The 13,857-nt window shown below is 60.5% G+C and carries 15 protein-coding genes; 7 read left to right on the forward strand and 8 right to left on the reverse strand.

Annotation, left to right across the window (positions count from 1 at the left end):
* Positions 1-59 precede the first annotated feature (59 nt).
* The 6 genes from tolB to ybgC form a co-directional block, all read right to left on the reverse strand.
* A complete protein-coding gene (tolB, locus tag GA0061105_RS16330; protein ID WP_092751527.1) occupies positions 60-1,367 on the reverse strand; it encodes a Tol-Pal system beta propeller repeat protein TolB in 1,308 nt (435 codons plus the stop codon).
* A 22-nt stretch (positions 1,368-1,389) separates the two neighbouring features.
* On the reverse strand, positions 1,390-1,836 hold the full coding sequence (locus tag GA0061105_RS16335; protein ID WP_092751529.1) for a cell envelope integrity TolA family protein: 447 nt from the start codon (positions 1,834-1,836) through the stop codon (positions 1,390-1,392).
* A complete protein-coding gene (locus GA0061105_RS16340) occupies positions 1,837-2,982 on the reverse strand; it encodes a hypothetical protein (RefSeq protein WP_092751531.1) in 1,146 nt (381 codons plus the stop codon).
* A gap of 8 nt (positions 2,983-2,990) precedes the next feature.
* A complete protein-coding gene (gene tolR, locus GA0061105_RS16345; RefSeq protein ID WP_003566333.1) occupies positions 2,991-3,446 on the reverse strand; it encodes a protein TolR in 456 nt (151 codons plus the stop codon).
* 18 nt (positions 3,447-3,464) lie between these two features.
* Complete coding sequence (gene tolQ, locus GA0061105_RS16350) at positions 3,465-4,184, reverse strand: protein TolQ (protein ID WP_004671617.1); 720 nt, start codon at positions 4,182-4,184, stop codon at positions 3,465-3,467.
* Between the two features lie 374 nt (positions 4,185-4,558).
* Positions 4,559-5,014 (reverse strand): tol-pal system-associated acyl-CoA thioesterase, encoded by a 456-nt coding sequence (ybgC, locus tag GA0061105_RS16355; protein WP_064694424.1) that lies wholly within the window; start codon positions 5,012-5,014, stop codon positions 4,559-4,561.
* Between the two features lie 140 nt (positions 5,015-5,154).
* Between ybgC and GA0061105_RS16360 the strand changes: the two genes are divergently transcribed.
* From GA0061105_RS16360 to GA0061105_RS16385, 6 genes are all read left to right on the forward strand, one after another.
* On the forward strand, positions 5,155-6,375 hold the full coding sequence (locus GA0061105_RS16360) for an NAD-dependent epimerase/dehydratase family protein (protein ID WP_092751533.1): 1,221 nt from the start codon (positions 5,155-5,157) through the stop codon (positions 6,373-6,375).
* Between the two features lie 219 nt (positions 6,376-6,594).
* Positions 6,595-7,419 carry a glycosyltransferase gene (locus tag GA0061105_RS16365; RefSeq protein ID WP_092751535.1) on the forward strand — a complete coding sequence of 275 codons (825 nt, stop codon included), beginning with the start codon at positions 6,595-6,597 and terminating at the stop codon, positions 7,417-7,419.
* Positions 7,416-8,327, forward strand: coding sequence for an NAD-dependent epimerase/dehydratase family protein (locus tag GA0061105_RS16370; RefSeq protein ID WP_092751537.1), 912 nt, complete (start codon positions 7,416-7,418; stop codon positions 8,325-8,327). Before GA0061105_RS16365 ends, GA0061105_RS16370 begins: the two co-directional genes overlap by 4 nt.
* A 125-nt stretch (positions 8,328-8,452) precedes the next feature.
* Complete coding sequence (locus GA0061105_RS16375; RefSeq protein WP_092751539.1) at positions 8,453-9,040, forward strand: 5-formyltetrahydrofolate cyclo-ligase; 588 nt, start codon at positions 8,453-8,455, stop codon at positions 9,038-9,040.
* 3 nt (positions 9,041-9,043) lie between these two features.
* Positions 9,044-9,868, forward strand: coding sequence for a TIGR00282 family metallophosphoesterase (locus GA0061105_RS16380; protein WP_092751541.1), 825 nt, complete (start codon positions 9,044-9,046; stop codon positions 9,866-9,868).
* A 146-nt stretch (positions 9,869-10,014) separates the two neighbouring features.
* Positions 10,015-10,860 (forward strand): MBL fold metallo-hydrolase, encoded by an 846-nt coding sequence (locus GA0061105_RS16385; RefSeq protein ID WP_092751543.1) that lies wholly within the window; start codon positions 10,015-10,017, stop codon positions 10,858-10,860.
* 31 nt (positions 10,861-10,891) lie between these two features.
* Here the strand turns inward: GA0061105_RS16385 and GA0061105_RS16390 are convergent, their stop codons facing one another.
* Positions 10,892-11,395, reverse strand: coding sequence for a pyridoxamine 5'-phosphate oxidase family protein (locus GA0061105_RS16390; protein WP_064694417.1), 504 nt, complete (start codon positions 11,393-11,395; stop codon positions 10,892-10,894).
* Between the two features lie 141 nt (positions 11,396-11,536).
* On the opposite strand from GA0061105_RS16390, the gene GA0061105_RS16395 reads away from it, so the two are divergent.
* Positions 11,537-12,283 carry a YebC/PmpR family DNA-binding transcriptional regulator gene (locus tag GA0061105_RS16395; protein ID WP_064694416.1) on the forward strand — a complete coding sequence of 249 codons (747 nt, stop codon included), beginning with the start codon at positions 11,537-11,539 and terminating at the stop codon, positions 12,281-12,283.
* 191 nt (positions 12,284-12,474) lie between these two features.
* Here GA0061105_RS16395 and GA0061105_RS16400 read toward each other — a convergent pair whose 3' ends face one another.
* Positions 12,475-13,476, reverse strand: a complete 1,002-nt coding sequence (locus GA0061105_RS16400; RefSeq protein ID WP_092751545.1) for an LLM class flavin-dependent oxidoreductase — start codon at positions 13,474-13,476, stop codon at positions 12,475-12,477.
* Between the last annotated feature and the right edge of the window lie 381 nt (positions 13,477-13,857).

Here is a 13,857-nt window from a genome sequence, read left to right on the forward strand (position 1 = left end):
TTGTCCGTAGTCGCCCGGTTTCCATGATTCTTGGGCGACAAGAAGGCGTGCCGCGCCCCTTACTCCAGAAGCGGCGACCAGGCCGGGTCGGAGCCGTAGCTAGGCGTCTTGACGACCTGTTCGTTGTAACCGGTCAGATCGATCGAATAGAGCTGCGGACCCCCCGACCCCGCCGCCTGGCGGAAGAACATCAGCACACGACCGTTCGGCGCCCAGGTCGGGCCCTCATTGTGGAAGCCGGTCGTCAGAATGCGCTCGCCCGAGCCATCCGGCTTCATCACGCCGATCGAGAACTTGCCGCCGGACTGCTTGGTGAAGGCTATGAGATCGCCGCGCGGCGACCAGACCGGCGTCGAATAGGAGCCGTCACCAAAGGAAATGCGGGTCTGGCCGGAGCCGTCGGCATTCATCACGTAGATCTGCGGCTTGCCGCCGCGGTCGCTTTCAAAGCTGACGCGCGCACCATCAGGCGAATAGGAGGGCGAGGTGTCGATCGCCGCCGTGGAGGTCAGCCGTGTCGTCGTGCGCGAGCGCAGGTCCATCGTATAGATGTTGGAATTGCCTTCCTGCTGCAGGCTCATGATCACCTTCTGCCCATCCGGCGAAAAGCGCGGCGAAAAGGTCATGCCCGGGAAGTTGCCGACGACCTCGCGCTGCCCGGTTTCCAGCTGCAGCAGATAGACACGCGGCTGCTGGTTGGCGAAGGACATGTAGGTGACTTCCTGCCGGCTCGGCGAGAAGCGCGGCGTCAGCACGAGATCGCTGCCGTCCGTCAGCATGCGCACGTTGAAGCCGTCCTGGTCCATGATCGCCAGCTGCCGCTTGCGCTGCTGCTTGGTGCCGGATTCGGAGACGAAAACGACGCGGGTGTCGAAATAGCCCTCTTCACCCGTGATCTGCTTATAGATCGCATCGGCAATGATATGGGCAACGCGGCGCCAGTTCTCCGGCTGGGTAAAGAACTGCTGACCGGTCATCTGCTGACCGGCGAACGGATCCCAGAGCCGGAATTCGGCTCGAAGACGGCCATCCGCTTCCTTGGTAACCCGGCCGGTGACCAAAGCCTGTGCATTGATGACCTTCCAGTCCTCGAAACGCGGCGCCGCATCCGGATTGGAGATCTTTTCGATAAAGGCGGATTTGTTGATCGGTGCGAAGAGACCAGACCGCTGTAAGTCGGCGGCGATGACCTGCGAAACCTGCGCGCCCATGTCGCCCTGGAAGTCCGTCACCGCAATCGGCATCGGCTGGACATTGCCTTTTCGAAGATCGAGGGTGACCAACGCGTTCGCCGGCGTCGTAAAGGATACGACCCCAAGCAGGCCTGCAATGACCATCAGAGCGCGGATGAGGGAACACTTGACCATATCAAACAAGCCTTTCAGCATCTTATTGGGTAAGAGCGCTGGTGTCGAAATTGAAAACAACTTCCTTCCAGACATCGTATTTATCCTTCGGAAGCATCGTAAATGGAGCTGCCCGCCGAACGGCGCGAAGGCCAGAATCGGCAAGACTTTTTCGCGCACGCTCACTGCCACCGGTGACCTGCACATCAGGGTTGCCGACGATCTGCCCGTCTCTGGCTAGCTTTATGCGGATCGTCAAACGCACGCTGCCGATGTCTTTCAGGCGATTGTCAACGAAGAATCGACTTCCGATCGCGTTTCGCACCGCGTCAAATTCAGCCCCAGTGAGGACCGGCGAATTTGCTTCGCTGTTTCGGCGATCAGCGGTCTCCGAATTTGCATTGAAAGGAAATGCGAGGCCAAGGATCAACCCGGTCAGCACCGCGTATCTCCCGAAAGATTTCGCGAGATGGATCGGATTTCTCAGCATTCAAATCCCCATATCGCTGGGATGAAAATTAAGAACGACCTCGTTCCACACGTCGTACTTGTCCATCGGAAGGTTCGTGCGGAACGACGGAGCAGATTTCATCACGGCACGGTAAGCGCCACTTTCCAGCGCACGACGCGTTGAATCGGTGCTGCTTCCACCGGAAGACTCAATTTCAGGCTGGCCGATAATGTTTCCATCTTTGTCGAGTTTGAAATGCACGGTGATGACCATGCCGGAAAGGCCTTCCATTCCCGGAGTGATCAGCCAGTTACCCTCGATCAAACCCTTTAGCGCATCTTCTTCGCTTTGACTGAGCTTGGAGCCGCCATTGCTCTTCTTCGCCCCCAGCGACGCCTCCTGCGTCGAGCGCTTGGCGCCGCCGGCGGAGGGATCCGTCTTGTTCAGCAAGGCCGAAATCTCGTCCGCGTTGAAGTCGCTCTTCATTGAAGAAGCCGATTTCGCCACTTCCTGTTTCTTGTCGGCTTTCTTCTTGTCTGTCGGTTTTTCTGCAGCCTTCGGCTCGTCCGGCGTTTTTTCCGGCGGCTTTTCGGCCGTCTTCTGCGGTTCCGGCGGCTTAACCTGTGGCTTGACGACCGGCGTCGGCACCTTGTCCGGCAATGCTTCGGCATCCGGCTTCGGCGGCTCCTCAGGCTTGGCTTGTTCTTCCGGCGGTTTTTCCTCAGGCTTCGGCGGCGTCACCTCGACCGGCTTGGGCGGCGGAATGGAAGCGACTTCCTTCGGCTGCTCGACCTCGGTCTCTTCCTTGTTGACTTCCTTGACGTCGTTCGGCTTGGGGTCGACCTGCGGCAGCGGCTTTTCGCTGGAATTGGCGGCAGCCGCCTCGCTGTTGCTCGGTTTGGCGTTCGGGACCGGCGGCGTCTTCAGGTCGACATTGTTGTCGCCGGCATTCTCGGCCGGCTGCGCGATCGGTGGCCGCGTCGTCGGCACAGGGGCGGAAGTCTCCTTCTTCGGAGCCTTCTTGTCGCCCTGCTGCATCTGGGTGATGGATTCCACCGGCACGAGGTCGACCGGCATCGCCTCGAAATCCTCCACCTTGAAGGATTCCGGCGCGCCGAGCGATACCATCGCCCAGGTAAGCACCAGGCAGTGCAGAACAGCAGATGTGACGACGCTGGCCTTCATTTTGAGCGCTATTGGTCCTTCTTCTGCTGCGTCACCAGACCGATATTCTTGAAACCGGCCCCCTGGATGCGAGCCATGACGTCGGCGATAACGCCGTAGGGCGCCGTCGCGTCGCCGCGCACGAAGATACGTTCGTTATAGCCGGTGGTCGCGATCGCCTCGAGCTTGGCGGCGATCTCGGCCGCCGGAATCGGCGTTTCCTGCAGGAACACTTCGCCGTCGTTCTTGACCGAAATCGTGATCGGCTGCGTCTCGGAATTCAGCGCCTTGGCCTGCGTTTCCGGCAGGTCGATCGGCACGCCGACGGTCATCATCGGTGCAGCGACCATGAAGATGATCAGAAGCACGAGCATGACGTCGACGAGCGGCGTCACGTTGATCTCAGAAATGACGGCCTTGTTCCGACCGCCGCGACGGCGGCGTCCGCCGCCCCCGCCGCCATTGCCTCCAACAGCCATACCCATGTCAGAATACTCCGTTGGTTACTGAGCGGCAGCGCGCGGCTGCAGCTTCTCGTCGATCTGGCGCGAAAGTATGGCGGAGAATTCGTCCGCGAAACCTTCCATGCGCGCCGAGAGCTTGCCGGCATCGGCCGAGAACTTGTTGTAGGCGATGACCGCCGGGATAGCGGCGACGAGGCCGATCGCCGTGGCGAGAAGCGCCTCGGCGATACCCGGTGCTACGACCGCAAGGTTGGTCGACTTCGAACCGGCGATCGCCTGGAACGAGGTCATGATGCCGACGACCGTGCCGAAGAGGCCGATGAACGGACCGGCCGAGCCGATGGTCGCGAGCGATCCGAGGCGTGCGCCGAGATATTCGGTTTCACGGGCGAGCGTCACGTCCATCGCCCGGTCGATACGCATCTGCAGGCCGATTGGCGAGCGGGCGCCGCGTTCGAAGGATTTCTTCCATTCGCGCATGGCTGCGACGAAGATCGACGCTAGGCCGGTATTGTTGCGTTCCGATAGCGAGCGATAGAGCTCTTCCAGCGACTGCCCCGACCAGAAGACCTGCTCGAACTTGTCGAACTGCCGCCGTGCGCGGCCATAGGCCAGGTATTTGTCGATGACGATCGCCCACGTCCAGACCGAGGCCGCGATGAGCCCGAGCATGACGAGCTTGACGACGATGCCGGCCTGCATGAAAAGCGACCAGAGGCTGACGTCCGTCGTGGCTGCTGCCAATCCTACTTGTTCCATTGATCCAAAATCCCCGAATCCAAACGCCCGGCGCAGGACCGGGCGGCACAAAGTGATCTCGCAAGAAGCGTCCGGCGGCCGCTGCCCAAAGCCCTGGTCAAGCTTCCAAGCTCATCTTCCGCCTTCTTGCCGTCAAATTTGGTCAAAGGAAGGCGTGTACCGCGCAAACTCCGACTTTCCCAGTAAGACACTATTATGGTTAATAGATCGTTAGTGCCGGACTGTGACAGCAAGCTTATATTTGGGAGATTTTGTTCCATGGATTTACTTGACCGGAGCTAAAGTCCGGCTGCCCGAGCGCTCATCCTGCGGCGCGGGAATTCCTTCACATGAAGTTCAAGTTTTGACAAGGCCTGAATTCCAGGCGTTCCCGATTATAACGGCGTGCTGCCTTCTAGGAATTTGGCCGCCAGCGTTTCCGGCAGGCGCCGCGGCCGTCCCTTGGCATTGATGACGGCGATGATCACCTTGGCAGCGATCAGCAGCGTCTCGCCCGAACGAATCTGCTGGTTGAGCACCATCTTGGCGCCGCCGGCCTTTTCCGTATGCGTCAGGATCGTTAGCACATCGTCCATGCGCGCCGGGCTTTTGAAGTCGATCTCCATGCGGTGGACGACGAAGACGAGTCCTTCCTCATCGGCGCTGACGAGCTCGCGCTGCTCGACGCCGAGACAGCGAAGATAGTCGGTTCGGCCGCGCTCCAGAAAATGCAGATAGCGGGCGTGATAGACGAGGCCCGAGAAATCCGTATCTTCATAATAGACCCGCTGGACGAGGCGATGCCCCGCCTCCGTCAGCTCTCCCGAAATGGAAAAAGGGCGATCCGTCATAATTTTCTCCAAACTCCGGTGCCCTCTTTGGCGCAACGCTTCCGGACAGGCAAGCATGAATGCCCGGCAGGCAGGCATTGAATGATTGTCATAATTTCTAATTATCCCGGGTAAAGGGCGACCAATCAGGAGACGATGTGATGAAAATTGCGGTTATGGGCGGAGACGGTTTCATTGGTTGGCCCACCTCGCTCCACCTTTCCGACGCCGGTCACGACATCCATATCCTCGATAACCTCTCGCGCCGCTGGATCGACACCGAACTCGGCGTTCAGTCGCTGACGCCGATGGATTCGATCCAGGAGCGCACCCGCATATGGCATGCCGAAACGGGACGCCGCATCCACTTCAATCTGATCGATCTTGCCAAGGATTACGAGCTCCTGAAGAAATGGCTTTCGGAAAACCGTCCCGATGCCATCATCCATTTCGCCGAGCAGCGCGCCGCGCCCTATTCGATGAAGAGCGACCGCCACAAGAACTACACCGTCAACAACAATGTCAGCGCCACGCATAACCTGTTGAACGCTCTGACCGAGCTCAATCTCGACGCCCACCTCATCCATCTCGGCACTATGGGCGTCTACGGCTATTCGACGGTCGGAGCCGCAATCCCCGAAGGTTATCTGCCGGTCGGCATCGAAACCGCGGGGGGCGAGACGGTCAGTCAGGAGATTCTCTATCCCTCCAACCCAGGTTCGATCTACCACATGACCAAGTGCCTGGATCAGCTTCTTTTCCAGTTCTACGCCAAGAATGACGGCTTGCGGATCACCGATCTGCATCAGGGCATCGTCTGGGGCACCCATACCGAACAGACGCGCCGCCATGCGCAGCTTATCAACCGTTTCGATTACGACGGCGACTACGGCACGGTGCTGAACCGCTTCCTCATCCAGGCGGCCATTGGTTATCCCCTGACGGTACATGGCACCGGCGGCCAGACCCGCGCCTTCATCCACATCCAGGATTCGGTGCGCTGCATCGAGCTGGCGCTGAAGAACCCGCCCGCTCGCGGCGCCCGCGTCGAGATCTTTAACCAGATGACGGAAACCCACCGGGTGCGCGACCTCGCCGAAATGATCGCCAGGATGAGCGGCGCCAAAATTGCCTGGCTGCCCAACCCGCGCAAGGAAGCCGCCGAAAACGAGCTGATCGTCCGCAACGAAAAGTTCCTCGATCTTGGTCTCGAACCGATCACGCTGGAAGCCGGCCTGCTCGGCGAGATCGTCGACGTCGCCAAGAAATTCGCCTATCGCGTCGACCGCTCCCGCGTGCCGGCCGTCTCCGCCTGGACCAAGGACATTGCCGCGACGATCGACCACGATCCGGAAGGCAAGCGGCTGAAATCGGTGTCATGAGCGAGGGTGAGTTTAAACTGGAAGGTTCAACTGACACTCCCGCATTCCTGTGCTGGTTACGGGAATCGAGCGCGCCCAAGTCCTTGGGCGCGGGAGAGCCCTACCCATGAGAACGAGAGTCATTCACGGCGCAGACGCGCCGTGGCTAGATTCCTGTGACATCCCTCGGGTCAGGCCCGAGGACAGGAATGAGAGAGAATGTAGGGGCGGCCGGCGCCGATGACTTCTACCTCAAACCTCGCCTATGTCACCCTCGTCACCAACGCCGATTACGCGATGGGCGCCACCGCCCTCGCCCGCTCCCTGCGCCGCACCGGCACCAGCGCCGACATCGTCGTCCTCCACACCGGCGGCGTTGACGCAGCCGCTCTCGCCCCACTGGAAACCCTCGGCTGCCGCCTAATCCAAGTCGAGCACCTGCCGCTCTCCGATGCCTTCAACGAGCGCCACGCCCGCGGCCATCTACATTCCGCAGCCCCCTTCACCAAGGGCCGCAAACCAGAGTTCCATTCGCCACTCGACAATTTCTGCAAGCTTAGGCTTTGGCAGCTCGTCGAATACGCGCGCTGCGTCTTCATTGATGCCGACGCGCTGGTGCTGAGGAACGTCGACAAGCTCTTCCTCTACCCGGAATTTTCCGCCGCTCCCAACGTCTACGAAAGCCTCGCCAATTTTCGGCGGATGAACTCCGGCGTCTTCGTCGCCACGCCCTCGCATGACACATTCCGACACATGCTCGAATGCCTCGACAGGCCGGAGGCCTTCTGGCGGCGCACCGATCAGACGCTTTTGGAGACGTTCTTCCCGGAATGGCACGGCCTGCCGGTCTATTTCAACATGCTGCAATATGTATGGTTCACCATGCCGGAGCTTTGGGACTGGAAGAGCATTTCGATCCTGCACTACCAGTATGAAAAACCGTGGGAAAAGGATCATCCCAAGGCAAGACAGCTACAACCGTTGATCGATCTATGGCATCGTCTACACGAAGACGGCGATCTGCCCGAGATCACGGCGCTGGAAAATCCGGAAGGAACGACATGAAAGTACTGGTATCCGGGGGAACGGGTCTCGTCGGCCGTTACGTCGTCGAGGAGCTGCTGGCCGCCGGCTACCAGGTGATCGTCGGCGCACGCCGTGCGCCACTGCCTCGCTTCTTCTCCCGTCCGGTCGAGTTCGCAGCACTTTCGCTCGACCCCGACAGGGATCAGATCGACGCCTTCGACGACGCCTATTTCTTCGTCCATGCCGCCTTCAACCATGTTCCCGGCAAATATCGCGGCGGCGAGGGTGATGATCCCAAGAGTTTCCACAAATTGAATCTCGACGGCACCGTCCGGCTGTTCGAAGCGGCCAAACGTGCCGGCACGCGCCGCTGTGTCTTCCTGTCCAGCCGCGCTGCCTATGGCGAACACCCGCCGGGAACCGAGCTTAACGAAACGATGATGCCAAAGCCGGAGACGCTCTACGGCCAGATCAAACTCGATGCCGAAGGTGCGCTTACCCATCTCTCGGCACCAAGTTTTGCCGGCGTAAGCCTGAGGGCAACCGGCATCTATGGCGATCTCACGCCGAACAAATGGGATGGTCTCATCGCCGACTATCTCGCCGGCAGGCCGGTCGCTGCTCGCGCCGGAACAGAGGTTCATGGCCGCGACCTCGGCCGCGCCGTGCGGCTGATGCTGGAGACGGAAAGCACCCGCATCTCAGGCGAGGTCTTCAACATCTCGGACCTCTCCGTCGACACACGCGACATTCTCGCGCCTATCCGCCGTGAAACGAGCTGTCCTCATGCCTTACCGCCCCCCGCTGACAAGGCGGCCCTCAATCCGATGAGCACGGAGAAAATCGGCGCGCTCGGCTGGATACCAGGTGGAGCCCCTCTGTTCGAGCAAACGATGCGACGGCTGGCCGCCGCGCTGCCGGTGTCAGCGGACACGCACAACCAATGAGCATCCTCGCCTGACGATCGGCAACATCTGACGACGTGAAACAGACGCGCCCCTGTCGCAGCCGGCATTTGCATCCGGTCTCCGGCCGTCTATGCTCGGCCGACCCTCTCAATCAGGCAGATCGAATGACCGCAAAAGACCTGAAAGCGCAGTTGCGCAACGAACGGCTGGGCGCCCGCGACGCCATCGCGCCTGGAGAGCGCACCGCCAAAAGCCTTGCAATGGCCGATCACGCCGGCGAGGCGGTCGCCTTCGAGCCGGGCACCATCATCTCCGGTTTCCTGCCGATCCGTTCGGAGGCCGATCTCAGGCCGCTGATGGCACGGTTTGCGGCACGCGGCGCGCGGCTCTGCGTGCCGGCGATCCTCGACCGGCAGACCATCGTCTTTCGCGAATTGTCGGAAGGCGTGCCGCTGATCGAGACCGGCTTCGGCACGGTCGGCCCTGGCGCCGAGGCCGCCATTCTCGATCCCGAGATCATGTTGGTGCCGCTTTCGGCCTTCGATATCAGGGGCCATCGTATCGGCTACGGCGCCGGTCACTACGACCGCGCCATCAGCCGGCTAAGAGAGAAACGTCTTCATCCCAAGCTGATCGGCATTGCATTCGACTGCCAGGAAGTGGCACATGTGCCCGACGAGCCGCATGATATAAGCCTGGATGCCATCCTGACAGAAAGCGGCCTTCGCTTTTTTGCCTCTTGGATTGGATAGGGAATGCGGCTGCTTTTTTTGGGTGACATGGTCGGCAAGACGGGGCGTACGGCGGTCTGGGAGCGCCTACCCGGCCTGATCTCCGACCTCAGGCTCGATTTCGTCGTCGTCAATGGTGAGAATGCCGCCGGCGGTTTCGGCATCACCGAGGACATTTTTCTGGAAACGATCAATGCCGGCGCCGACGTCGTGACGACGGGCAATCACGTCTGGGACCAGAAGGAAGCCGTCGCCTTTGCCGGGCGGCACGATCAGTTCCTGCGGCCGGCCAATTATCCGCAAGGCACACCCGGCCGCGGCTCCGGCCTTTTCTATGCCAGGAACGGCGCGCGCGTGCTCGTTGCCAATGTCATGGGCCGGGTGTTCATGCATCCGGAACTCGACGACCCCTTCAAATCGGCGGAAGTGATCCTGGACGCCTGCCCGCTGAAGGAGCAGGCCGATGCAATCATCTTCGATTTCCACGCGGAAGCGACCAGCGAAAAGCAGTGCTTCGGCCATTTCGTCGATGGCCGCGCCAGCTTCGTCGTCGGCACCCATACCCACGTGCCGACCGCCGACGCACAGATCCTGAACGGCGGCACGGCCTATATGTCGGACGCCGGGATGTGCGGTGATTATGATTCCTCCCTCGGCATGGACAAGGAGGAGCCGCTCAACCGCTTCATCTCGAAGATGCCGAAGGGCCGCATGGAAGCGGCGAGCGGCCCCGCGACGATCTGCGGCGTCGGCGTGGAGATTTCCGATGCGACCGGACTGGCCGAAAAGATCGCGCCGCTCCGGCTCGGACCGCGGCTGGCCGAAACGGTGCCGGAGTTCTGGCGTTAACCCCAACACGCAATCGTGAGCGGCCTGCATCTGGACCGCTGCGACCTCATGCCGCATCCTCCCGCCGCCAATGCAAAGTGATCGAGCGTCCTAAGCGCGCCTTTCGGAGGCGCGGCGCTCTCAGTGAAAGCGCCGGAGGGGGTGGCATGAAGCCGCGATATCTTATCCTCGCTATCGCATGCCTCGCGGCCTTCGCCGCCTCAGGCCCCGCCGTGGCGCAGGAGCAGCGCCCGCCCGTCAGCCAATGCCAGGCAATCGCTCAGAATATCCCGAAGGTGACCTTCGCCGGTTTTTCCGGCGCCCGGCCGATTGTATCGGCCGTCTCCGAAGGCGAAGACGTCAAACTCACATTTCTCGGCCACTCCACCTTCGGGATCGAGACGCCTGGCGGCATCGTCATCGCGACCGACTACAATGGCTGGTACAGGCCCGCGATCACACCCGACGTCGTGACCATGAACAAGGCTCACACAACCCACTTCACTCTGACGCCCGATCAAGGCATTAAACATGTGCTGCACGGCTGGAGCGACGTTCCTGGTGAGAAGGCGAATATCAATCTCGTCGTCGGCGATGCCTATATCCGCAACGTCACGACGGATATCCGCTTCAGCTACGGCCTCGGCGGTTCGCAGGTGGACGGCAACTCCATCTTCATTTTCGAGATTGCCGGCCTCTGCATCGGCCATCTCGGCCATCTGCATTACGAGCTGACCGATGTGCATTATTCCGAGATAGGCCGGCTCGATATCGTCATGGTTCCGGTCGACGGCGGCCTCACCATGGGCGCCGACAGCATGAGCCGCGTCATCAAGCGGCTGCGTTCGTCTCTGATCTTGCCGATGCATCGCCGCGGCCCGCCGGTCAATGCCTTTGTTTCCATGTTCGGCAAGGATTTCGATATCGCCTACGCCCCTGAGGACAGCATTACCGTTTCCATGCGCACGCTGCCGAAGAAGCCGCTGATCTATGTGATGAAAGGCGTGCAATAGAAAGCCCGAAGGTTTCCTCCGGGCTTTCTCATCAAGCAAACTGCAGATGGCGCTTTACGCCGACGTCGGGCGTCTTGTCGTCGTCGAGATTGGCCTTGGCGATCTCCCAGCCGAATTTCAGCGTGCTGCCGGTGGAAACCCAGATCTCGGCATCGTCGACATGCAGGGAAAGCATGGTGAGTTTCGGGTCTTTCTTGCCACCGTCATACCAGGCCGCCACCATTGAACTCCAATATTCCTCGATCTTGGAAGGGTCGGGGCGTACCTCGATCACGCCGGAAAGGCAGGCGTGATAGTCGTGATCCTTGCCGATGACGCAGAAATGTGCGCGGCTTCCGGGTTTGATGGCGCGCACGATATCGGCGTCGGTCTTTGTATAAAACCAGATCGTGTTGGTGGTGGGATCGGCATGCGGCGCCATCGGCTGCATGTGCATGTCCAGCCCGGAAATTCCGAGCATGCCGGCATGAATACCGTTGACCTGATCCCAAAGCTGACGTGCCGGTTGCTCCCGCGCCTCGCTGAGACTTGCCATGACCGTTCCTTTCCGTTGGATGGAGTTCGGTTGAAACGTCATCCTTTCGCCTTTGTTCCGAACTGCTTTTCCCTTGAACGGCTGCCGTTTCGCTCTTATAAGGCGGCCCATTCCGAACAATGAGACGTGAACAGGGGTGCCATGGCTGGCCATTCACAGTTTAAAAACATCATGCACCGCAAAGGCCGTCAGGATGCCGTGCGGTCGAAAATGTTCTCCAAGCTTGCGCGCGAAATTACCGTTGCCGCCAAGGCCGGCCTGCCTGACCCGACGATGAATGCCCGTCTTCGCCTGGCAATCCAGAATGCCAAAGCCCAGTCCATGCCGAAGGACAATATCGACCGCGCCATCAAGAAGGCAGCCGGCGCCGACAGCGAAAACTATGATGAAGTCCGCTACGAGGGCTACGGCCCAGGCGGCACGGCGATCATCGTCGAAGCCCTGACCGACAATCGCAACCGCACCGCCTCCAACGTGCGCTCGATCTTCACCAAGGCGGGCGGCGCTCTTGGCGAAACCGGTTCCGTCTCTTTCTCCTTCGATCATGTCGGCGAAATAACCTACAAGCTCACCGCAGGCGACGCCGATAAGGTGATGGAAGCCGCGATCGAAGCGGGTGCCGATGACGTCGAAACCGACGAGGAAGGCCACTACATCACCTGCGCCTTCGAAGCGCTTGGCGAAGTATCGAAAGCTCTGGAGGCAAGCCTCGGCGAAGCCGAAACCGTCAAGGCCGTCTGGCGTGCCCAGAACAATGTGCCGGTCGACGAAGAAAAAGCTCAGTCGCTGATGAAGCTCATCGACTCGCTCGAAGATGATGACGACGTGCAGAACGTCTATTCCAACTTCGAGGTCTCGGAAGAGGTTCTGGCGAAGCTCTCCGCCTGAGTTCGCTCAGACAAGCATCAATATAAAAACCGGCCGTGGCGCCGGTTCAGGCTGTGACAAGCCACCGCAAAACCTGCGACGTCATCCTCGGCCTTGTGCCGAGGATCTGCGCCGGCCCACTTAAGCACCTGAAAATAAATAGTTTGCTGTTAAGCATTGCCTTGGCGTCCCTGACGACTGCTTGGAATATCTCAGGCCGCGACCCGCATAAAGTTCCTAAGCCTCGCGAACAGTTCCACCGACCTCAGCCGCGCCTCGATGTCATGGATCGGCATCGAGATGATCACCTCGTCGGCTTGCGTTTCCTTGAGAAACGCCGCCAGTTTTGCCTCCGCCGTCTCCGGCGAGCCTACCACGGCGTAGCGCAGTGTGTGTTCGACGTTCATCTTCTCCATCGGCGACCAGACGCCTTCCATATCGGCCACCGGCCGTGGGAAAGGACCACGGACATTGCGGCGCAGGTTGACGAATTGCTGCTGGGCGGAAGTGAAATGGTAACGCGCCTCCTCGTCCGTCTCTGCGACCGCGCCCATGACGCCGACCATCACATAGGGCTTATCGAGTGTCGCCGACGGCTGAAAGCGGTCGCGATAAATCGCGATGGCGTCGAGCAGCATGTCGGGCGCGAAATGCGAAGCAAAGGCATAGGGAAGCCCGAGCATGGCGGCAAGCTCGGCGCTGTAAAGGCTGGAGCCGAGCAGCCAGATCGGGACGTGCGAACCATTGCCGGGCACCGCAAGGATGGCCTGGTTCTCGACTGGCGTGCCGAGCAGTTGCTGCAATTCCACGACGTCGTTGGGAAAACTGTTGGCGCCGGCTTCGAGATTGCGCCGCAGCGCCTGTGCCGTGCGCATATCCGTCCCTGGCGCCCGGCCGAGGCCGAGATCGATGCGGCCGGGGAAGAGCGCCTCCAGCGTGCCGAACTGCTCGGCGATCACGAGTGGGGAATGATTGGGCAGCATGACGCCGCCGGAACCGATGCGGATACGCTTGGTCGCAGCGCCGACATGGCCGATGACGACGGCGGTCGCGGCACTGGCGATCCCCGGCATGCCATGATGTTCGGCGAGCCAGAAACGCTTATAGCCGAGTTCTTCCGCCCGTCGCGCCATCCGCGCCGAGCTTTCGAGCGACTGGCGCACGGTGCTGCCTTCGGCAACGGGAGAAAGGTCGAGTATGGAGAAGGGAACCATGGAAACCTACAGGGCAGTTGAAGGATGCCGTCTATGTAGGTTGGCGTCTGCCTCATTCCAAACCATGGCTGAAACAAAAGGGCCGCGCGAAGGCGGCCCTTTGTCGAGTATCCCAGAGCCTTTCCGGATTAGATTGAAGCATTCTGTTGGCTCAAACGGAGTCGGATGGTCGACCGGCCGGCGCGCGTCGTAGCCTGGTTCTACGGCCAAGCCGGCCGGTCGATCAGCCGGCCTGTTTCAGCCAACCCTCCCGCAGATTTGCCAGGCAAATCTGCAAGACCATGGAATCGCCGGACGCACTTATCGCTTCGCCACGGCGAAGCGGTGCGGCCGGAGGGCCGGGCATGTTTCCGCCAGGATCAAAGGCGATCGGCTCGGACG

Source organism: Rhizobium aethiopicum, assembly GCF_900094625.1.
Taxonomy (GTDB): domain Bacteria; phylum Pseudomonadota; class Alphaproteobacteria; order Rhizobiales; family Rhizobiaceae; genus Rhizobium; species Rhizobium aethiopicum.

Excerpts from the sequence above, each read along its gene's own strand:
- tolB (WP_092751527.1), bottom strand. The coding sequence starts at position 1,367 with ATGGTCAAGTGTTCCCTCATCCGCGCTCTGATGGTCATTGCAGGCCTG.
- GA0061105_RS16335 (WP_092751529.1), bottom strand. The coding sequence starts at position 1,836 with ATGCTGAGAAATCCGATCCATCTCGCGAAATCTTTCGGGAGATACGCG.
- GA0061105_RS16340 (WP_092751531.1), bottom strand. The coding sequence starts at position 2,982 with ATGAAGGCCAGCGTCGTCACATCTGCTGTTCTGCACTGCCTGGTGCTT.
- tolR (WP_003566333.1), bottom strand. The coding sequence starts at position 3,446 with ATGGGTATGGCTGTTGGAGGCAATGGCGGCGGGGGCGGCGGACGCCGC.
- tolQ (WP_004671617.1), bottom strand. The coding sequence starts at position 4,184 with ATGGAACAAGTAGGATTGGCAGCAGCCACGACGGACGTCAGCCTCTGG.
- ybgC (WP_064694424.1), bottom strand. The coding sequence starts at position 5,014 with ATGACGGATCGCCCTTTTTCCATTTCGGGAGAGCTGACGGAGGCGGGG.
- GA0061105_RS16360 (WP_092751533.1), top strand. The coding sequence starts at position 5,155 with ATGAAAATTGCGGTTATGGGCGGAGACGGTTTCATTGGTTGGCCCACC.
- GA0061105_RS16365 (WP_092751535.1), top strand. The coding sequence starts at position 6,595 with ATGACTTCTACCTCAAACCTCGCCTATGTCACCCTCGTCACCAACGCC.
- GA0061105_RS16370 (WP_092751537.1), top strand. The coding sequence starts at position 7,416 with ATGAAAGTACTGGTATCCGGGGGAACGGGTCTCGTCGGCCGTTACGTC.
- GA0061105_RS16375 (WP_092751539.1), top strand. The coding sequence starts at position 8,453 with ATGACCGCAAAAGACCTGAAAGCGCAGTTGCGCAACGAACGGCTGGGC.
- GA0061105_RS16380 (WP_092751541.1), top strand. The coding sequence starts at position 9,044 with ATGCGGCTGCTTTTTTTGGGTGACATGGTCGGCAAGACGGGGCGTACG.
- GA0061105_RS16385 (WP_092751543.1), top strand. The coding sequence starts at position 10,015 with ATGAAGCCGCGATATCTTATCCTCGCTATCGCATGCCTCGCGGCCTTC.
- GA0061105_RS16390 (WP_064694417.1), bottom strand. The coding sequence starts at position 11,395 with ATGGCAAGTCTCAGCGAGGCGCGGGAGCAACCGGCACGTCAGCTTTGG.
- GA0061105_RS16395 (WP_064694416.1), top strand. The coding sequence starts at position 11,537 with ATGGCTGGCCATTCACAGTTTAAAAACATCATGCACCGCAAAGGCCGT.
- GA0061105_RS16400 (WP_092751545.1), bottom strand. The coding sequence starts at position 13,476 with ATGGTTCCCTTCTCCATACTCGACCTTTCTCCCGTTGCCGAAGGCAGC.